Below are 20678 nucleotides of genomic sequence, written 5' to 3'. Positions count from 1 at the left end.
CATCACATAGGAGCGATTTCGTGCCTGTGAATGGCTGCAGCAACTCCCTATAATCACCAAAACAGTAAAAGCGGATATAACGCTAACAGAGGGACGGGTCTGTGACCGACGCAATAATTTTTCTCAGTGATCCCGTGTATTGGAACGGGACTGCACTGGTGCTTGGCCTGCTGGTCGGCAGCTTTTTGAATGTGGTTATCCATCGTCTGCCAATAATGATGGAGCGGGAATTTAAGCAGGAGTGTCAGCTGGCTTTGTCCGGTGAGCAGGATCAGGAACCAGCCCCTCAGGAGCGTTATAACCTGATTGTGCCAGCCTCGACCTGCCCAAAGTGCCAGCACAAGATCAAGCCCTGGGAAAATATTCCTGTTATCAGCTATCTGTTTTTGCGTGGTAAATGCAGCGGCTGTCAGACACCGATTTCTGCCCGTTACCCTATTATCGAACTGGTTTCCGGCCTTCTGGCTCTGATGTGTGCGGTTATCTACGGGCCGGGTATGACATCATTTATGGTGATAGTCCTGTGCTGGCTGCTTCTGTCCATGTCGATGATTGATATCGACCATCAATTGTTACCGGACTCTCTCACTCTTCCACTGCTCTGGCTGGGCCTGCTGGCAAATACCACAGGCATGTTTACTACGTTGGAAGAGGCTGTTTACGGCGCGGTGGCCGGTTATCTTACGCTCTGGTCGGTGTACTGGCTGTTCAAGCTGGTAACAGGCAAGGAAGGAATGGGTTACGGTGACTTTAAACTGCTGGCGGCACTCGGCGCCTGGATGGGCTGGCAGTATCTCCCACTAATTATTCTACTCTCGTCGTTTGTTGGTGCCTTTGTCGGTATCGCCATGATTGTGATTCGTGGCCGTGATCGCAATATTCCAATCCCATTTGGCCCTTATCTGGCAGCTGCAGGACTGATCGCGATGTTCTGGGGTGATGCCATTCTCAAGACGTATCTGGGCTCGTTTTAAAAGCTCACTGGCACCACACACAAAGGGCAGCGTAAAAGCTGCCCTCTTCATGACTACGGTTATAACTCAGTCACGCCAGCGTTTGGTCAGATCACCATAGGCATCGATACGACGATCACGGAAAAACGGCCAGATGCGTTTCACATCCTCACCGCGCCCCATATCCAGCTCCACCAGCAGGTTCTCTTCATTCTCTGTTGATGCCTTGGCCAGCACCTCGCCTTGGGGTCCGGCGATAAAGCTCTGTCCCCAGAACTGAATACCGGGATCGCCTTCTACCGGAGATGCTTCAAAACCGGTTCGGTTGGCTACCACCACCGGAACACCGTTGGCTACAGCATGACTGCGCTGGATTGTTTCCCAGGCTCCATGCTGGCGTGTTTTTTCGTCTGCAGAGTCACGGTTATCCCAACCGATAGCGGTTGGATAAAGCAAAAGATCTGCCCCGGCCATAGCCATTAGCCGTGCAGCTTCCGGATACCATTGATCCCAGCACACCAGCACACCGAGTTTACCGACACTGGTTTCTACCGGGGTAAAGCCCAGGTCTCCCGGAGTGAAGAAGAACTTCTCGTAGAAGCCCGGATCATCAGGGATATGCATCTTCCGGTATTTGCCGACCATACCTTTATCCCGATCAAACACGACAGCGGTATTGTGATAAAGACCAGCAGCACGCTTCTCAAACAGAGACGTCACCAAAACAATATTTAACTGGCGGGCCAGCTGTTCAAAGAAGCTTGTAGCTTCGCCTGGGATTGTCTCGGCCAGATCAAAACAGTCGGTATTTTCTTCCTGACAGAAATACAGGGTGCCGTGCAGTTCCTGCAGCATCACCAACTCTGCGCCCTGTTCAGCGAGTCGGGTTACCTGTTCAGCCGAGCGTTGCCAGTTACGGTGCTTATCATTATCCGCAACCGCCTGTTGAACCAGACCAACCTTAAGAGTGGCTTTTTCCATAGCAATTCTTTTTAACCTGTTTCAATAATTCCCTGACCCGCCTTACCGATAATATCGGCGCGCAGCATGCCCTTCGGGATTTGCATGGTTATACAATGCAGACTGCCAGCCTGCATCGGCAAAATTCTGCAGTCCACAGGCACAATGCGGTACCCGGGGTAGGCCTGAGCCATAACCGACAGAGCCTCTTCATCTTCCGGCTCCCGATAGACCGGCATCATAATCTGATCATTATTAATGAGAAAATTGGCGTAGGACGCAGGTACGCGTCTGCCTTCAGCATTTGTGAGTAAAGACAGCGGCAGTTCAAACAAGGTGTGTTCAGGAAATGCGGCTACCAGTTCTTGCGCCATAGTCTGCAATGTATAGCAGTGATCATCATCCGGCCGGTTCGAGCTACCTTGATAAACAATACCGCGATTCGGGGTAAAGCGAGCCAGTGTATCAATATGACCATCGGTATCATCGCCATCGAGATACCCGTGTTCGAGAAAAGTAACCGATGACACGCCCAGGGTATTGATAAACAGTTGGCGATACCCCTCCAGAGACAGACGACCGTTGCGTTCCGGGTTCAACAGGCATTTCGCCGTCGAAAGCAGATGACCGTCATCATCCACCTCCAGCGCGCCCCCCTCACAGACCGCAGGACTTGATCGTATGGGGGAACGTAATAAAGCCGACAAGGCACTTTGGTTGACGGCATTATCCTTGTTACTGATAAATTTATTGCCCCAGCCATTGAAGGCAAACTCAAAAGCTACCGGGCTCTGCTCACCCTGCAAAGACAGGACCCCATAATCCCGCACCCAGGTATCGTTATAATCCGCCTCGACCAACAGTACTGAGGTTATCCCGCCAGCCTTCTCAGCCAACTGCCGAAAGGCTGCCTTTTCCTGATTGCGAAGCAACAGCACCACCGCACAGTTGTTAGTGTTGATCGCCCTGATCAAAGCCAGATAAACCTGCTGCACCTCACCCAGACAATCACGCCAGTCCGTCTGCTGATCCGGCCATGCCAGCAACACGGCCTCCTGAGGGAACCATTCGGGCAAAAGCCGCAATATTTCACTATCACTATCCACTGCCAAACTGCCCGCCTGTTCTGCATGACTCTTAACAGTATCGCGGGTTAGTATCACTCTTGCCCAAATTGATCACAGGAACAGAGCACGTGTTAACTATCGGGGTAACGGGGGGAATTGGCTGCGGGAAATCTGCGGTTACCGACTATCTGACCCAAAAAGGCATTCTGATTGCTGATGCAGACCAGGCTGCCCGCAAAGTCGTAGAACCCGGCCAACCGGCTTTAAAGGCAATCGCCGAGCATTTTGGTGATCATCTGATTCAGGCGGATGGCAATCTGGATCGCAGAGCTCTGCGGGATATTGTCTTTAATGACCCTGAACAGCGTCGCTGGCTGGAACAGCTCACCCACCCGCTGATCAACCAGCAATTGAGCGATGAGATAGCCTCGGCCACATCCCCCTATGTGATTCTGGTATCACCTCTGCTGTTCGAGGCCCGCCAGAATCAGCTGGTCGATCGTGTTCTGGTGATCGACACCACAGAAGAGATGCAGATCAGCCGCGCCATGGCGAGAGATAACATCAGCCGGGAACAGGCCAGCGCCATCCTTAATGCACAGGCATCCCGCGAACAGCGCTTGTCCATGGCTGATGATGTCGTCGAAAACAGTGGTTCACTGGATGAACTCTACCTGCAACTGGATAAGCTGCACGAAACCTATCTCACGCTCACCCGGCAACAGTAGGCATTAACGCTGATTGGGGTCTAAGAGCTGCCCATCCAGATTAAGCTGCAGAAACTGCGCGTTCTTTATCCGGATCTCTTCCCCGATAAGAGATTCCATCAGGGTGGCAATAGAGACACCGTGAGAAACGACCAGGATATGTCCATCCCCCGGGATGTTGTGCATATCCTGCCAGGCATCCAGCATACGAGCCCTTACCTGTATCGTTGTTTCACCGCCAAACTCTTCCGGATTTGCGGGGAACCAATGGTCAGCTTCCTGATAGTCGGAATAGAGACCACCATCTCTTTGGCCAAAATCCCGCTCTGTAATCCGGGCATCTTCATGCAGTTTCTCCGGATTAATGCCCAGCTGCTGCATAGCAATCAACGCCGTTGAGCGTGTTCGCGGTAACGGTGAGCTAATAACCGCAGAAACATTCCCATCATTGAAACCTCTGGCCTGAAGACGTTCAGCCAGTCTTATCGACTGCATCTCCCCTTCAATTGTCAGAGGTGCCGGGAAGTAACCGGCATTAGCCGGATTACTACTATAACGGCGGGCAAGGTTGGCCATGGACTGGGCGTGGCGGATAAAGGTAATGGTACGTTCTTCATTCATGCTGGTCGGCGGTGCGTTAAACTCCGGGTTTCGAGGTTCACTGCGCATCGTATCTCCGGGCTTTACTTCACTGGGCAGGGTATCGCCACACATTGCTTTTCCTGATAGAACCAAAAGCAACATCCACAGCACTGTATATCCTGAAGGTAACCGCAGTGACCACCTTTGCATTCTGAACCCCTTCGGTATGGGTATGAATAAGGGCACTTAAAATAGCAAAGCCTGCGGAATTCGCTGGATTCTTTGTTACGCGCGGTCTGGAGAGAAAAATTAGCCGGTTAGAGAGCTCTTAAGAATATGCACCACAACCTTCTTTACCCGGTTAATATCATCCATGCTGTAGCGCTGGTCCCGCATCAAATTCAAGGATGCAGACTCCATCGTCCAGATGAGGGTATAAAGAACCATAGTGTCCGGTGGTGAAGGTTGGCGATCGGCAATCGCTACTTTCAGACGTGAAGCGACCTGGTCATAAATTTTCTGTCGCATGGCAGCCAGAGGAGAGTCACGGCGCATGGCCTCTTCTTCCAGCAAAAGAATCAAAGAGCCAATACTGGCGTGGTGTTCAAAAAACAGTCCTACTGACTCCTCCACCAGACTGTCCACACAAGACGTTCGACTGATGATCTGATCCAGCCGGGTCACAAACAGCCGTCCACCCGCCCGATAGATATGCTCGAGAACAGCGCTCTTGCCTGCGTAATATTTGTAAAAGGTGCGGCGGGATACGCCTGAAGCATTAATCAGATGATTGACCGTCGTGCCAGAAATCCCCCGGGCGACAAACACCGGAACGGCCCGCAGCATAATTTCAATCATGGTCTGGCTGTCCGACAGCACATCATGACCGTCGAGATTGTCAAAGACCTCCTGAACAATGCCAAGGTCTGCACTGGGGAAATTAACCGGTTGAAGCCACTCTGTAGACATGCGCGTAATTATTATTGTTTTGCTGTCGGATTGAACTGCTATGGAAGGGTATTGTACTGTTGGATGCAGCCAAGTGTATAACCATAATTCCAAGCCGGCGCTTAATAATGAATTCACCTGCATCCTTTTTTTCTGTTGCCCTGCTTCTGCTGACCTTGCTCAGCGCCCCACTCAAAGCCAATGAACTCTGGTACCTGGGCCAGAAAATCCCGGATGTAAATCGTGCATGGAATTCCGCAGACTACCGGGAACTGCTACAGGCATTGAAGACCATCGATGAGACTCAACCGGATGCACTTCCGCGCCGTGATGGCAGCTACACCGGTGCAGTGTTTGAGCGTATGGTCAGTGAAGACAATCTGCGGGAACAAATGGATATCTACCAGTCCCTTGATTACCGCCGGGAAGAGGCCAGTCGTATTCTTTACAGCCTGCGGGAAATTATGCGGCTCTACTTCGACTTCTCCGCCAAACAACAACCCTATGGGCGGGAAGCCTTGAGCCTGATGCGCCACTCACTGCGCCAGCAGGCGGTGCTCTTTGAACTGACTGTCGAATTCTGGCTGACCCTGCCGGAGAGCGATCAACAGAGCCGGGACCGTCTTGAAGGCTTGATGGATACCAAAAGTGCCGCCGCACTGCTGGCCAGCAGCTCACTGGACTATCTGAGCCTGGACAGCCAGTTCAACCCGGATGTGCTGGAGCTCTACGCCTATGAGCTGGGCAAAACCTTTCCGGAACTCTTTGTTCACCTGCTGCCGGATGATCGCGCCAGACTGCTGACCAAAGTCACACAGCAGAGCCAGCAGCATAAGCTCCCGGCCGTACGCCAGGCTATGGAAACCCTGAAGCCGGTGCTTGAACATATCGATCGCAAAGCCCGGGAAGCCAGCTGACGCCATAAGTGAATAAGCAAATAGCAAAACAGACTGAGTAATCGGGCTGTCTGCGTCTATTGTCCCTGAACTCTACAACTACCACCCTGTCATATTGCTAGGGTCAAAAGAGACAGGGAGGGATTATGAGACAGCGTTTTGCCAGCCTTATTCAGCATTCCGGCTTCTGGATTCTTATTGCGGCTGCCGTTGGGGTTGTCTGCGGTCTGTTAAATATCCCTGCTATTAATGATCTGGCGACCGGCATTGGCGAGTTGTTTATCCGCCTGCTGAAGCTGGTCAGCACGCCGATTATTTTCTTCTCTGTCCTCTCCACGCTCTGCGGCATGGGCAACCTCCAGCAGGCAGGCCGGTTGGGGGGAAGAGTTATCCGCTACACACTGCTAACAACCGTTATTGCCGCAACGATTGCTCTCAGCCTGTTTCTGATTCTTGATCCGGCCGGTGGCTTGTCCACGCCACCAGAGGCCAACCCTGCTCAAAATGCACCCCAGACCGGCTATTGGCAGTACGCTTTGAATATTGTGCCAGAGAGCTTTCTGACTCCCTTTGTGGAAGGACAGGTGATCAGCGTTCTGTTTCTGGCTCTGATCTTCAGTCTGGCCATTCTGTCGATTCCCGATGAAAGACGCCAACGTCTCCAGGTGCTGTTTGATGATATTTTCGCGGCAGTGATGAAGCTGACCAGCGGCATACTCAAACTCCTGCCGGCGGGTGTCTGGGCCTTTGTGACCACCTTTGTTGTTTCTCTGGGGCAGGATGATGTCGGCCGCCAACTGGCTCTTTATTTTGCCTGCATCGTGCTGGCCAACCTTGTGCAGGCTATGGTGGTACTGCCTCTGCTGCTATCACTTAAAGGGCTCTCGCCCTGGCAAATATTCCGGGGCATGTTGCCAGCTCTGACTGTGGCCTTTTTTGCCAAATCATCCAGCGCCGCATTGCCGGTGGCTATGGAGGCCGCGAAAGACCGCCTTGGTGTCAGCTCCCGGGTAGCACGATTCAGCTTCCCGCTGTGCACAACCATTAACATGAATGCCTGCGCCGGATTTATTCTGATTACCGTGCTGTTTGTCTCCATGCTCAACGGAATGTCCTTTTCCACCGCTGAGCTGATTGCCTGGATTGCCATCGCCACCATTGCCGCCGTGGGCAATGCAGGTGTGCCCATGGGCTGTTTCCTGCTGGCCAGCACATTGCTGGCCACCATGAATGTGCCTATTGAACTGATGGGTGTGATCCTGCCGGTCTATGCCTTGATCGATATGCTGGAGAGCGCCATCAATGTCTGGTCCGATGCCTGTGTGACCTGCATTGTGGACAGAGAGTCAGCAGAAGAGGAACGGGCATCAGACGCTTCGGCCGCCTGATGCCTTGATAAGAAAATAATTAAACCTGTTCCGGGCTGGAGAGTTCTTCTACAACACGGCATATAGCTGCGCACAGGAAGCTGAGTTCCTCTTTGCTGATCACATAAGGCGGCAGCAGGTAGAGCAGCTTGCCAAACGGGCGTACCCATACGCCCTCTTCCACCAGCCGAGGCTGGATCACCTGCATATCAACCGGTTGCTTTAATTCGACCACGCCGATGCCACCAAGTACACGGACATCAGCCACCGCAGCCATATCACGGCAAGGTTCCAAACCTTCCTTCATCCCCGCTTCCAGGTTCGCGACCTGCTCCTGCCACTCCCCAGTCGCAATAATATCCAGGCTGGCACAGGCCACACTGCAGGCAAGCGGGTTACCCATAAAGGTCGGTCCGTGCATCATCGCACTGCGGTCACAGATAGTTTTACTGACGTGCTCTGAGCAGATCACCGCCGCCATGGTCATATAACCACCGGTCAGAGCTTTACCCACCGTCATAATGTCCGGAACGATGCCGGCATGCTCGCAGGCAAACAGCTTACCGGTTCGACCAAAGCCTGTGGCGATCTCGTCCAGAATCAGCAGGATGCCGTACTCTTTACACAGTTCACTGACCCGGCGCAGATAGTGAGGGGAATAGAATCGCATCCCGCCAGCGCCCTGCACTACCGGCTCCATAATGACACCCACCAGATCTCTGTGGTGTTCCTTCAGCGTGCAGGCAAACTCTTCGATATAGCGTTCGTCCCACTCATCCTCGAAACGGCACTCCGGTGAATCTACAAATACATGCTCCAGCATAATGCCGCGGAACAGACTGTGCATGCCGTTGACCGGATCACAGACTGCCATGGCGCCAATGGTATCGCCGTGATAGCCATTGCGAATGGTCAGCAGTTTGCTCCGCCGTTCATCGTCCCGGCAACGCCAGTACTGAACCGCCATCTTGATCGATATCTCAACAGAGACAGAGCCAGAGTCTGCAAGAAAAACCGTTTGCAGAGGTTCCGGTGTCATCTCCACCAGTTTGCGACACAGTTCAATCGCAGGCTTGTGGGTCAGACCACCAAACATCACATGGGAGAACCGGTCAATCTGGGCATGGGCCGCCGCATTCATTTGTGGATGGTTGTAGCCATGAACCGCCGACCACCAGGATGCCATGCCATCGACCAGTTCGCGGCCATCCGCCAGACGAATCCGTGCACCATGTGCTGACTCAACCGGAAACACCGGAGTGGGATGTGTAACAGAGGTATAAGGGTGCCAGATATGGTCCCGGTCAAAAGCCATATCATCAGGGGTAATGGAACTCAGCTCAGCAGAGGCGGGCTGTTTAGGTGTCACGTTTAGCACTCCTGTTACTTCTGTTACACGCTGATCATTATTGTGTCCTGCGAGTATGGCCCCAAAAGCCGGAGCAACTCAATAACGGCGAATGATCACCGGCAATCTCTGCGCTTTTGTCTAAGCTTGCGGCGGCTCGCAACAGTCACCAATAACAACGGCAAACAGCAATGCAAAAACCAGTAAAATCACAACAGGGATTTACGGTTATTTCGACAGCACTCGTGCTCGTACTCTCAACGGCCGGAGCACTGACCTGGAGCATTCCCCGTTTATTTGGCTATCACCCACCGCTCCATCAGGCCTTGCCTGTTCATTGCCCAGCCTCGTCACCTGTCGCCCCCGCAGACAGGCCGTTGAAAGTTATGAACTGGAATATTCAGTTTCTGGCAGGCGAGTACTATCCCTATTGGTCCAGCACCTTCGATAAGCCGCCCCTGACGGAGGAGCTGCTTGATAAGAATCTGGATAGAATTGTTGAGATTATCCGGCAGGAACAACCGGATATCCTGCAGCTGCAGGAAGTTCTCCGAAGCCACCCCATCACCTTTTATCAGGATCAGCTTGATCGGCTCTACCAAAAACTGAAAGACATTCTGCCTTGCTACAGCTATGGCAGTTACTGGAAACCAAAGCTGGTTCCCCAGAAAAACATGATGGGGCCTATTGATCTGGGGCTGGTCACTATGAGCCGTTACCAGCTGGACAGTGCCCAACTGGAGCGCCTTCCGGCAACCCGCAATGTGCGAGTTCTGGTCCCTTTTTACCCACGCCACTCTTTAATGGAAACCCAGCTGCCTCTTGAAAACGGCGAACGCCTTACTCTGATCAACACCCACCTTGATGCTCCAACCCTGCAGCGGGGCAAAATGGGAGCACAGATATTTCGTGTTTATCAACGCTTGACCCAACTCACGAACGCCCACATTAACTGGTTGCTGACCGGTGATTTCAACCTGATCCCCCCAGGGTTTCATGAGGAGTTACCTGCAAACCAGCAACACCACTATGCGCCGAAATCTCCACTGGTACCTTTTTACCAACACTTTACGGGGATTCCCGCCATCAAAGATGTTGAGCAAGAGCGCTCCCGCTGGCTAACCGCTTATGATTTGAACACCGATGGACTGGACTTGATTGTCGATTATATTTTTCATCCCCACTACCTTCAGTCACAGGACTCTCGCATACGGCATCTGCCTTTGGATATCTCGGATCATATGCCGGTGATCACGACCATTCGCCCGATCAAAAGTCATTCTGGAACTGCGCACCCACAAACGACGGATAGCACTGATGACGGATAACCCCTAAAATCCCCAGTCTTTGATCGCAGTAATAATAAGACCAGATATGAGCTCACTCTTCGTAAACCAGCTGACCACCATTGATTTCTCCTACCTCTGTCCTGAGCGCGGGCTGGTTGGAGAAACCTGGCTGGTCGATGTCATTCTTTCCGGTGAACTGAACGAAGAGGGGATGGTGTTTGACTTTGGTCACGTCAAAAAAGAGATCAAGGCCATGATCGACAGTTCAGCTGATCACGCATTGCTGGTTCCTGCACTGCACCCAGCCATACAGGTTGAAGAGTTGGCTGATAAGCAACGCTCTGTTCGTCTTAATATAAATTCAGGCAATGAGATTATCTGTCAGGCTCCGGAACAGGCGATTATGTCTCTGCCGGTATCCGAAATTACCCCCGAGAATGTCAGACCACTGCTGGAAGAGCATGTATTGAAACAACTGCCGGATAACGTGACCGGCATCGAGTTCTCCCTCTACCCGGATACGATTCAAGGCGCCTACTTCCATTACAGCCATGGTTTAAAAAAGCACAGTGGCGACTGCCAGCGCATTGCCCACGGACACCGGTCACCACTAAAGGTTTTTATCTGCGGTGAAGAGAGAGAAGAACTGGCTCAAGAACAGGCGAAGTCCTGGCGGGATATTTATCTAGCCACAACAGAAGACCTTCAGTCTCGTTACCAACATAACGGCCAGCAACATCTGACCTTTGCCTACACAGCCAATCAGGGCGACTTCCTGCTATCGATTCCAGAAAGCCATTGCTACCTGCTGGAAACCGACACCACTATCGAACTGCTGGCCGACCATCTGGCTCAATGCATGCTCGATAAAACCGGCAGCGAAAATATTAAAGTCATTGCTAACGAGGGTTTTTGCAAGGGTGCCATTGGTATCCGTTAAGCCCCACTAAGATCGCTATTGCTTACGCCCATTGCTGGACAGGCTGCCGGAGCTGTTGAACATAGTGGATATTTGTCGCCGCTCCGACATACTCGGATAACTGCTTGCCACATGCTGAACGGCATTCGGTTCCTGAATATAAGGATGTGTTGATGCTGGACAAGCGATACTTTGGTGCCTTCGCCTGGGCATAGCGCCTCCACTGTAGGAGTTTCGCCGCACGTCATCGCCCACACTTTCTGAGGAACTTTCACTGTCATGCCCTTCAGAAGTGCGCCAGTTACGCCAGCCCATGCTATAGGGTCTCAACATACTGCCTGAGGCAGAGCGTAAATGTGAAGGCTGACGTGGTAACCCCGTTATAGTCGGAGAGGTCAGCCAGGCTGCTCGGGGATCTGTCTGATTGCTATCCACGCTCGCAGTTGACGAGCTGGGTGAGTAACTACTGGTGTCCGGCAACTTATGCAGCGGAACCTTGAATACCAGGCTGGTATTATCAGAGGTTTCCATCGGTGACATGCCCGCAGCCCCCAGAGTATCCTCCTCGTCATTATCCTCATCACCTGGTTTGTTTTCCGGCCAGACCTGAACTCTGTGATTTTGAAAATAGGCGGCAAGATCAGGAAGTTTGCTGGTACTCTCGTAGGGTTTACAAACTAACTTCTCGCAGCCAGAATCATCCAGAATGCTTTTTTCTTCGGTATAAAACATCTTTTCCGAGGTATCGAGAATGGCCAGCAGAGGCTTAATATCCAACTCCTTCTGTCCCATTACCGGATGGAAGTCATGCCAATACTGTCCTTCACGCCCGACCAGAATGGCATCATCCAATCCCAGAGTAAGGAACTCCTGCCCTTTCGCACTCTTCGTCACAGTCATTGACTGAATAGTTTGCCTGACATCGGTATGGCGCGGGTGCTTGCTGTGCCCGACGGACAGTAGATCATTGGGATCAATAGTCTGCGTCGGCTTCTTGATATGAAGCCCATAAGGAGACATTTGAAACCAGTAAAGCCGTTTTTGCGTTGCCAGATAGAGTCCGTTGTTCAACAGGGCGACGCCTTTCACCTGCTCCTCAGGTGGCAAAAACCTGTCCAGCTGGATAGCGCCAACCAGATAGAAATCCACTTTCCCTTCCTTATGTTGGATCTGATAAAAAGCCAACTCATTATCCAGCTTCACTACTACATGGAAATTATCTCCCTGATAAAGCTTCACTCCCTGGGAGAGTATCTGTATGCCGGAAATAGAAACCTGATGATTGGAGGGAATAGCTGGCTGCAAAGTGGTGAATACTGGCACATAAGCCGAATCCGGTAAGCCACTGATTGATTCAACATCCGTCAGGGAAAGATCGAATGGGAGTATGTAAAGACCATAGGAACTGCCCAGCATTAACCAGCAAAGCTCATCAGGGTCCTCGGGCTCATAAACGGTAATAGCTCCCTGAAGTACTGACTGAGAACTGGCGCCACTGGATCCGGATAAGAAGAAACTTTCCGGCAGCGTTAGATCGGTGAGTGCCCACCTTTTGGGTTTTATCAGATCAAGATTGCCCCGAGACTGGTAGTAAATAGCCCGTCCGTCATTGGACAACCAGATAGACATTCTCTCCGAGCTGTAAATCAGACTGGCCAGTGTAGGTAAATCGTCCTGCCCGATAATGGCACGGGACAGAGATGGCAGGATGAGGAAGGCACAGCACATCATCAGCCAGATTTTCACCCATGCCTTGATCAAAGACCTCCCCCCATACACCGCAAACATCTTAAAAGAGATATTTATTTAGAACGAAATCAATCATCTTGCCAGTTATAAGCAGGCACAAAAAAACGCGCCCTGATTTCTCAGGGCGCGTCGGGGTTTTCTAAAAGAGTTTATGGGTTGGGGGATGATTACATCATGCCGCCCATGCCACCCATACCACCCATACCACCCATATCAGGCATAGCTGGTTTCTCTTCTGGAATCTCGGCAACCATGGCTTCGGTGGTAATCATCAGACCAGCAACGGAAGCAGCTGCCTGCAGCGCAGAACGGGTTACCTTGGCTGGATCCAGGATACCCATTTCCATCATGTCGCCGTATTCGCCGGTTGCAGCGTTGTAACCGAAGTTACCTTCGCCAGCGCGAACCTTGTCAACAACAACGGAAGCTTCGTCACCACAGTTGGCAGCGATCTGACGGATAGGGCCTTCCAGAGCACGCATGGCCAGAGCGATACCGGCTTCCTGCTCCTTGTTGATACCTTCAACAGAGATCTTGCTCAGAGCGCGAACCAGAGCAACACCACCACCAGCAACTACGCCTTCTTCAACAGCGGCGCGGGTTGCGTGCAGTGCGTCTTCTACGCGAGCTTTCTTCTCTTTCATCTCAACTTCGGAAGCTGCGCCAACCTTGATAACCGCAACACCGCCAGCCAGCTTGGCTACGCGTTCCTGCAGTTTTTCTTTGTCGTAGTCGGAAGTAGAGTTTTCGATTTCAGCGCGGATCTGCTCAACACGTGCCTTGATGTCGGCCTGGTTGCCGGCACCGTCAACAACGGTAGAGTCGTCCTTGGTGATTACGATGCGCTTGGCAGTACCCAGGTCGTCCAGGGTTACTTTTTCCAGGCTCATGCCGATCTCTTCGGAGATTACGGTACCGCCGGTCAGAACAGCGATATCCTGCAGCATGGCTTTGCGACGATCGCCGAAGCCAGGAGCTTTAACAGCTGCAACCTTCACGATGCCACGCATGTTGTTTACAACCAGAGTCGCCAGAGCTTCGCCTTCTACGTCTTCAGCGATGATCAGCAACGGCTTGCCGGCTTTGGCTACGCCTTCCAGAACTGGCAAAAGTTCACGGATGTTGGAGATCTTCTTGTCGAACAGCAGTACGAATGGCTCCTCCAGCTCAGCAGCCATACGCTCCTGGTTGGTTACGAAGTATGGAGACAGGTAGCCGCGGTCAAACTGCATGCCTTCAACAACATCCAGTTCGTTTTCCAGGGAAGTACCTTCCTCAACAGTGATAACACCTTCCTTGCCTACTTTTTCCATCGCTTCAGCGATGATCGCACCAACGGTTTCGTCGGAGTTGGCAGAGATGGTACCAACCTGGGCGATAGCCTGAGTGGTTTCACAAGGAATGGACATGGCAGCCAGTTCAGCCACAACAGCAGCAACAGTCTTGTCGATGCCACGCTTCAGATCCATTGGGTTCATGCCGGCAGCAACGTACTTCAGACCTTCGTTAACGATGGACTGAGCCAGTACGGTCGCGGTAGTAGTTCCGTCACCAGCCTGATCGTTAGCCTGGGAAGCCACTTCCTTAACCAGCTGAGCGCCCATGTTCTCGAACTTGTCTTTCAGTTCGATTTCCTTGGCTACGGAAACACCATCCTTAGTGATGGTCGGTGCGCCGAAGGACTTCTCCAGCAGCACGTTACGGCCCTTAGGGCCCAGAGTTGCTTTAACAGCGTCGGCCAGAACGTTTACACCCACCAGCATTTTTTTGCGGGCGTCGTCACCGAATTTGACTTGCTTGGCAGCCATCGTGATGTTCCTTTAGTTTGAGTTAGAAGTCGTTCGCTTATTCAGCTTCGATAACAGCCAGGATGTCAGATTCAGACATCAGCACGTGCTCAACGCCATCGATCTTGATGGTGTTGGAATCGCTGTGGTAACCGCCGAAAACGACCTTGTCACCCACCTTCACAGCCAGTTCAATCAGGTTGCCATTGTTATCGATACGGCCAGCGCCGGCTGCAACAACTTCACCGCGATTGGTCTTCTCGGCCTTTCCTGGCAGAACGATACCACCGGAAGTTGTAGTTTCACTTTCGAAACGGCGCACGAGCACCTGGTCACGCAAAGGACGGAGCTTCATTGATAGCCTCTCCAACTCTTTTCTTAGAGATTAAATAGTCACTCGGCCGGTAAGCCGGCAATTCCCAAAATGTTGCGGTTTAACCCGCAACCGACAAGGCAGAAAACACTACCATATCGGTCAAAACAGTTGATCACAGAATTCTGCATTTCGCCGATGCTGTCCGTTGAAGCGTACCAACGGCTTTTTTACCGGTATTAGATAGCAGAAGTTTTCTGTTTTTTCCGATCGCCCGACATGAGTGGGGGCAGCCATTTCGCATTTCAACCCCACTCCAATAAAAAAACGAAAATTTTATTCGTCCCGGCGGTACTCGCCTTCGATCACATCATCGGTGCCGGAACGCTGGTACCCGGAATAGCCCTGAGACGGGCCAGACTGAAAGCCTCCACCCATCATGGAAGCGCCGGATCCATAAACCTGAAAGCGCTTGCTGGCCATGGCTTTCTTAATCAGTGCCTTGCGAATTGGTGGCAGCAGGCCACAAAGAGCAATCACATCAGTAATAAAACCAGGTGCCAACAGCAAGGCGCCGCAGAACGCGATAACCAGACCTTCCATCATTTCCGTGGCTGGAATCTCACCGGTTGCCATCCGTTCACGGGCTCGCGCAAGAGTGCTGAAGCCTTCACGGCGCATCAGATACAGACCGGCAGAGGCGGTCAGGAAAATCAGGGCCACCGTTGGCAGTACACCAATCAGGCCACCCACTTTAATTAGGATCATCAGCTCTGTAATAGGAAACAGAACCAGAAGCATAAAACCCAGACGCATTGAAACCTCCGTTGGTTACAGGCTGTTATATGGAGTCACCAACGGAGATTTCAAGTGCCAGAGTATGTTGATACTTATCTTTTCCAGCAACTCAAAAGACTCTGGAGCAATCCCGGCCGTACGGTCTCATTTCTTCTGACCAAACCTGCCACCACGGGTTGTACCGGATTATCTCTTGGTGACTTGCCATGCGGTTCGAGAAGAGGTTCGCGATCAGATGACATATGGGAATACTGATACGGAGCCCGATAGGTATTGCCTTGCTCATAATAAGGAGGTGGTCTCTGGTCGCTGGCAGGCTTGAACTTTGTGAGTGGCAGTGTCAGCGTTTCCGGATACTCCACATTAATGATGTAGAAAATCTGGTCATCATTGGCATCAAAAGCAGACTGGACAAAAGAAAGCTGTCGTCCACCCGATGCTCCCAGGCTCACGCTCTCCGCCGACGCAAGCTGCCCAAAATCAACAAGCCCCGGCAAGCCGGCAGGATCAACACCATTTCCGGGCTGGGACATCAACAGGTTATCGGGAACATAAAAGTCCTGAGTGGGCTGGTAGGAGACTTTGCTCCCTGCCGTGCCCTGCAAAGAGAAAGAGCTGCCACGAATCGCCCCGAGAATACTTCCACCAAAAACCGGGCTGGTTTGGCTTGCCGGCCAATGCTGAGCATCGAAGGGAGAGTCATAACCTGATGAAGTCGCATCATGGGCTGCCCACCCCAAACCCAGCTCCTCAGCTGAGTTCGGCATAACCTCGGTCTTGCTGACGGTACTGTCCTGCAGATGTTTGAAAAATACCGTGCCAGATGTATCAACAACCAGCGCCCCTGAACCATCACCACTCAGGGCTACGATTTGACTAAACCCATGCTCAGCAACGACCTCAACAACAGGTTTGGACTCTGCATCCGGTTTGTAAACAAGTACGGGCTGACAACTATATTTCTCCCCCATTGCTTGACCCGTAGATACCTTGTTCAAGGCCACTGTCGAAAGATCGTAAGATGCACTGGCCATGCGAAACTGATAGAGATCACTCTCAACGCCCTGCTCCAGCAAATCGGGGAATTTAACAACCTCAGCTGCCTGATACTGCCCGTTGGAACCTTGTTCCCAAAAAACATAATTCAAAGAGACCTTACCTTCACTGCTGTTATCCTGCCTATCCGAAACAGATCCCAAAGACTCCCAATAGAGCCCAAACAGTCGCTTTCCATTATCTCCTCTGGAGGCTCTTAATATTGTGCTCTCCCCTTTTCCGTTATCGGGGGTTGGCAAGAGCTTAAGCTCAGGGCTGACCGGATTTTTGGATGTACTGCTCTTCAGGCTCATAACCCCGGCTGTTCTTGTTTTATCCTTTGATTCCTGAAACATGCCATACAGCCTGCTCCCATCGACCTGAGAGATGTAACTTTTAACCTCGTTGAGTCGGGTAAGCTCATCTTTCGAGTAATGCTTGGTTATATCGTCCTTTACATCTATCCACCTGGTATCAACAACAGTGGTTAAAATCGCATACTGTTTTTTATCGGGATCATAAAGTATGGGAAGTACGGCATCTTTAATCGCCTGTATCCTGAAAAAACTCAGGGTGGCAACGATACTGTTTTGAGATGTTCCAGCAATCCCACCATTCGTTTTTAGCTCTGCCACAAGACTTGTGTAAAAAACTGAACCTGTCGGCAATTCCAGTACCTGTACATTAGAATCGCCCTTATTAGCTAAAACACTCGCACTAAAAATCAGGCCGGCAAATACTGCACACAATAAACACTTCCAGAGGCGCATTTCCTTTCGTGACAGCATTCTCCACAGCAACCGATAACAATGCTGTCGAAACCAAAGCTTCCCATTAAGCCGCAAGATAGGATTTGATAGCGCCAGATTCTGAAAGGCAAACACCACTACACCTCTTCTTTATTAAAAAGCAGGAGCAATATAGTTGGTATTAAGGAAGGTATATGCGGGGAGAGTACGGGAGCCAGATTAGCTGACCGGGAGATTATTTAAATTTTTTGCCCAGCTCACTCAGTCTAACCAGGCTATTCCCTCTCAACATTGAGGCATCAAAGACACCCCAACGTTGATAAAGGAAGTTCTGATCAGGCGGCTTTCGCCATAGCCACCAGAATACGACGGATATCGCCGGCTTCTTCAGCCTTCTCGGCAAAAGGAATACGAACAATCTTCTGATCGAAGCGAATGTTCATACCAAACTGATCAACACCTGCCATTTGCGGCTTGCTGCCTTCAGGAAGCTCAATACCTGCATTTACGCAGTATTTCACGATGGCATCGCCATGGTCGTCATTCATATGGCTGACGACACCATGCTCAACAGCACCGGCAAATGGATTAGGCTCAACGATCAGGTCATTTTCCAGCCAGTGGATATCACCGAAGCCGCCAATGTAACGATTGCGAACCGGTACAATGCGGTAGAAGTTGAATTCGTGGGTCTTGTGGTAACCACGGGCTTCAGGGAAGAACTGGTAGTAGCGCTCAATGGTCTCTTCGTCAGTAATCTGCTCGGCATCACCAACCCAGGTCAGACGTGCGCCGGTCTGAACATCGTCCATACCGGACTGGGCAATGATCAGGGAAACTTTGCTGTTCTTATCAATATTGCGGGTGTGCTGAGCCAGCGTGCTGATCTGCAAAACCGGGTAGCCGTCACCATCCAGGCAGTAAGGCACAACGGAACCAAACGGGTAGCCCTCAAGAACGCGGGACTGGGTAGATAGAACACCATGGTATTCTGTTCTTAAAAATTCCCTAGCCTGCTGTGCAGAGAGAGTCTTATCGCTCACATCCGCCTCCTCTGTTTTTAGTTATGTAAATAATTTCTCGCAATTAGAAATGATAAACACACTCAAATGCAAGTGATTCTCATAACGTTCTAATAATTTACAAATCTCTCAACCTTGCCGACCAAGCGCTTGCTTGGTAACCTGACTTTTGATTTCTGACTTTGTTTTCAAAACAGGATCACGGCAGTGGGACATAACAACGATTCAATCTCCACCGGTACTGCAAAACACATGAGCAAGAACAACAGCAAAGTGGTGCGTATTGGCTGTGCCAGCGCCTTCTGGGGTGATACGGAAACGGCGGCTCACCAACTTGTACGACAGGGTCAGCTCGATTACCTGGTCTTTGACTATCTGGCCGAAGTCACCCTCTCCATCATGGCCGGAGCCCGCCTTAAAGATCCCAATGCCGGTTTCGCACCGGACTTTGTCAAATACGCCCTCAAACCTGTGCTCTCCGAAATTGCCGTACAAGGCATCAAAGTCATCAGTAATGCCGGTGGTGTGAACCCGCAGGCCTGTCGTGATGCGCTGGAAGCTCTGATTAAGGAAGCCGGTCTGAGCCTGAAGGTTGCTTTGGTCACCGGTGATAACCTCCTGCCCCAGGCCAAAGAGTTAAAGAAGGCCGGTATCACCGAAATGTTCACCGGTACCGAGATGCCCGGTGGCATGGTCACCATGAATGCCTATTTGGGAGCGGCTCCGATTGTTGAAGCCCTGAACCAGGGTGCGGACATTGTGATTACCGGCCGTATTGCCGACAGTGCTGTGGTCACTGCCCCCTTGGTTCACGAGTTTGGCTGGAATATGGATGACTACCAACATCTCGCCCAGGCCAGTCTGGCCGGCCATATTATTGAATGTGGCGCTCAGTGCACCGGCGGCAACTTTACCGATTGGGAAACCATTGCCGATGGCTTCGACAATATGGGCTTCCCGATTATTGAATGCGCAGCAGACGGCAGTTTTATTGTATCTAAACCGGAAGGTACCGGTGGCAAGGTGACTCGTGAGACAGTCGGGGAACAGCTGATCTATGAAATTGGCGACCCCCGTGCCTATTACCTGCCCGATGTCGTGTGTGACTTCTCCCATGTTGAGTTGGAGGACGTTGGCGAGAACAAGGTGCTGGTGACCGGTGCAGTGGGCCTGCCGCCCTCCAATCAATACAAGGTGTCTGCCACCTGCATGGATGGCTTTAAATGCTCCGCGGCCTTCCTGCTGGCTGGCATCAATGCCAAAGGCAAAGCCGAAGCCGTTGCCAATGCCATTCTGAAAAAGACCAGCCGATTGTTCAGCGAGCGTGGTCTGGGTGATTACAAAGATACCCGCATCGAGGTTCTGGGCAGCGAAGCCACCTATGAGCAACGTTCCCAGGCTCAGCACACTCGCGAAACCGTTGTCCGCATTACTGTTTCGCATGCGAACAAGCAAGCGCTTACCCTTTTCTCCCGTGAGATTGCCCAGGCTGCTACAGGTATGGCACCCGGCATTACCGGTGTACTTGGTGGACGCCCAAGTGTCTGGCCGGTTATTCGACTCTGGTCCTGCCTTGTGGACAAAGATCAGGTGCAAACCAAAGTAGAGTTTGAGGGGCAGACAACAGATGTCGGCTTCCTTACCTCTCCAGGATTCAAAGAACCCGGCGATCAGTCTCTGCAGGAGTTTATTCCGGAAGCAGCCGGTGAGTTCACCACCACCGTGCCACTGATCAAACTGGCCGTGGCCCGCTCCGGTGATAAAGGCAACCATGCCAATATCGGGGTGATGGCTCGCAAGCCGGAATACCTGCCATTTATTGCAAGTGCCCTTACTGAAGAAGCGGTAAGTAACTGGATGAACCATGTGATTGATCCGGAAACCGGCAAGGTGACCCGTTGGGTTATGCCAGGCATACATGCTTTTAACTTCCTGCTGGAAAACAGCCTGGGAGGTGGCGGTGTCGCCAGCCTGCGTATTGATCCGCAGGGTAAAGCCTTTGCTCAGCAGTTATTGGAATTCCCGGTCCCTGTGCCGGATGAGCTAGCGCGGGATTTGATGTAATTGAAAACTCGGTATTCACGAGCAGGGATGATGGTGTTGTCTGGCAAAGGCCAGGGACTGGCCTGAGAGCCCATCAGAGCAGGGACAGCTCTGCAGGGCGGCCAGACAATTCCATCATTCCTGCG

The 20678-nt window shown here is 51.7% G+C and carries 18 protein-coding genes; 7 read left to right on the top strand and 11 right to left on the bottom strand.

Features of this window, described 5'->3' with window-relative positions; all coding sequences use genetic code 11:
- Positions 1–101: 101 nt before the first annotated feature.
- Positions 102–974, top strand: coding sequence for a prepilin peptidase (locus EHSB41UT_RS02390; RefSeq protein WP_207626541.1), 873 nt, complete (start codon positions 102–104; stop codon positions 972–974).
- A 66-nt stretch (positions 975–1040) separates the two neighbouring features.
- Here EHSB41UT_RS02390 and EHSB41UT_RS02385 read toward each other — a convergent pair whose 3' ends face one another.
- Both EHSB41UT_RS02385 and EHSB41UT_RS02380 read right to left on the bottom strand, forming a co-directional pair.
- Positions 1041–1934 carry a carbon-nitrogen hydrolase gene (locus EHSB41UT_RS02385; protein WP_087106506.1) on the bottom strand — a complete coding sequence of 298 codons (894 nt, stop codon included), beginning with the start codon at positions 1932–1934 and terminating at the stop codon, positions 1041–1043.
- Between the two features lie 11 nt (positions 1935–1945).
- Positions 1946–3019 carry an agmatine deiminase family protein gene (locus tag EHSB41UT_RS02380; protein WP_242667227.1) on the bottom strand — a complete coding sequence of 358 codons (1074 nt, stop codon included), beginning with the start codon at positions 3017–3019 and terminating at the stop codon, positions 1946–1948.
- Positions 3020–3108: 89 nt separating this feature from the next.
- Between EHSB41UT_RS02380 and coaE the strand changes: the two genes are divergently transcribed.
- The gene (coaE, locus tag EHSB41UT_RS02375) at positions 3109–3708 is read left to right on the top strand and encodes a dephospho-CoA kinase (protein WP_087106504.1); all 600 of its coding nucleotides are present in this window, start codon (positions 3109–3111) and stop codon (positions 3706–3708) included.
- Positions 3709–3711: 3 nt separating this feature from the next.
- Here the strand turns inward: coaE and EHSB41UT_RS02370 are convergent, their stop codons facing one another.
- Entirely contained in the window at positions 3712–4356 is a 645-nt protein-coding gene (locus tag EHSB41UT_RS02370) for a histidine phosphatase family protein (RefSeq protein ID WP_165767124.1), read from the bottom strand.
- Between the two features lie 222 nt (positions 4357–4578).
- Positions 4579–5238, bottom strand: coding sequence for a TetR/AcrR family transcriptional regulator (locus EHSB41UT_RS02365; RefSeq protein ID WP_165767123.1), 660 nt, complete (start codon positions 5236–5238; stop codon positions 4579–4581).
- Positions 5239–5345: 107 nt separating this feature from the next.
- Here EHSB41UT_RS02365 and EHSB41UT_RS02360 point away from each other — a divergent pair, with 107 nt between their 5' ends.
- Together EHSB41UT_RS02360 and EHSB41UT_RS02355 are read left to right on the top strand one after the other, a co-directional pair.
- Positions 5346–6134 carry a hypothetical protein gene (locus tag EHSB41UT_RS02360; RefSeq protein WP_087106499.1) on the top strand — a complete coding sequence of 263 codons (789 nt, stop codon included), beginning with the start codon at positions 5346–5348 and terminating at the stop codon, positions 6132–6134.
- A 125-nt stretch (positions 6135–6259) separates the two neighbouring features.
- A complete protein-coding gene (locus EHSB41UT_RS02355) occupies positions 6260–7501 on the top strand; it encodes a dicarboxylate/amino acid:cation symporter (RefSeq protein ID WP_087106496.1) in 1242 nt (413 codons plus the stop codon).
- Between the two features lie 19 nt (positions 7502–7520).
- Here the strand turns inward: EHSB41UT_RS02355 and bioA are convergent, their stop codons facing one another.
- A complete protein-coding gene (bioA, locus tag EHSB41UT_RS02350; RefSeq protein WP_341350344.1) occupies positions 7521–8849 on the bottom strand; it encodes an adenosylmethionine--8-amino-7-oxononanoate transaminase in 1329 nt (442 codons plus the stop codon).
- 170 nt (positions 8850–9019) lie between these two features.
- Here bioA and EHSB41UT_RS02345 point away from each other — a divergent pair, with 170 nt between their 5' ends.
- Both EHSB41UT_RS02345 and EHSB41UT_RS02340 read left to right on the top strand, forming a co-directional pair.
- The gene (locus EHSB41UT_RS02345; RefSeq protein ID WP_087106494.1) at positions 9020–10156 is read left to right on the top strand and encodes an endonuclease/exonuclease/phosphatase family protein; all 1137 of its coding nucleotides are present in this window, start codon (positions 9020–9022) and stop codon (positions 10154–10156) included.
- A 46-nt stretch (positions 10157–10202) separates the two neighbouring features.
- A complete protein-coding gene (locus EHSB41UT_RS02340; RefSeq protein ID WP_087106492.1) occupies positions 10203–11057 on the top strand; it encodes a 6-pyruvoyl trahydropterin synthase family protein in 855 nt (284 codons plus the stop codon).
- Positions 11058–11072: 15 nt separating this feature from the next.
- Here EHSB41UT_RS02340 and EHSB41UT_RS02335 read toward each other — a convergent pair whose 3' ends face one another.
- The 6 genes from EHSB41UT_RS02335 to EHSB41UT_RS02310 form a co-directional block, all read right to left on the bottom strand.
- Complete coding sequence (locus EHSB41UT_RS02335) at positions 11073–12797, bottom strand: hypothetical protein (RefSeq protein ID WP_087106490.1); 1725 nt, start codon at positions 12795–12797, stop codon at positions 11073–11075.
- Positions 12798–12952: 155 nt separating this feature from the next.
- Positions 12953–14593, bottom strand: coding sequence for a chaperonin GroEL (groL, locus tag EHSB41UT_RS02330; RefSeq protein WP_087106488.1), 1641 nt, complete (start codon positions 14591–14593; stop codon positions 12953–12955).
- Positions 14594–14630: 37 nt separating this feature from the next.
- Positions 14631–14927 (bottom strand): co-chaperone GroES, encoded by a 297-nt coding sequence (locus tag EHSB41UT_RS02325; RefSeq protein WP_087106486.1) that lies wholly within the window; start codon positions 14925–14927, stop codon positions 14631–14633.
- Between the two features lie 294 nt (positions 14928–15221).
- Positions 15222–15701, bottom strand: coding sequence for an FxsA family protein (locus EHSB41UT_RS02320; protein WP_087106484.1), 480 nt, complete (start codon positions 15699–15701; stop codon positions 15222–15224).
- A gap of 74 nt (positions 15702–15775) precedes the next feature.
- Positions 15776–17602 (bottom strand): hypothetical protein, encoded by a 1827-nt coding sequence (locus EHSB41UT_RS02315; RefSeq protein ID WP_133060363.1) that lies wholly within the window; start codon positions 17600–17602, stop codon positions 15776–15778.
- Positions 17603–17802: 200 nt separating this feature from the next.
- Positions 17803–18510, bottom strand: coding sequence for a HugZ family pyridoxamine 5'-phosphate oxidase (locus EHSB41UT_RS02310; RefSeq protein ID WP_087106481.1), 708 nt, complete (start codon positions 18508–18510; stop codon positions 17803–17805).
- A gap of 186 nt (positions 18511–18696) precedes the next feature.
- Here EHSB41UT_RS02310 and EHSB41UT_RS02305 point away from each other — a divergent pair, with 186 nt between their 5' ends.
- Positions 18697–20553, top strand: a complete 1857-nt coding sequence (locus EHSB41UT_RS02305) for an acyclic terpene utilization AtuA family protein (RefSeq protein WP_341350343.1) — start codon at positions 18697–18699, stop codon at positions 20551–20553.
- The last annotated feature ends 125 nt before the right edge of the window (positions 20554–20678 follow it).

The organism is Parendozoicomonas haliclonae (assembly GCF_900174585.1).
GTDB classification, from domain to species: Bacteria; Pseudomonadota; Gammaproteobacteria; order Pseudomonadales; family Endozoicomonadaceae; genus Sansalvadorimonas; species Sansalvadorimonas haliclonae.
The sequence above is the reverse complement of the archived record's forward strand: the minus strand, read 5'-3'. Positions and strand labels throughout refer to the sequence as shown.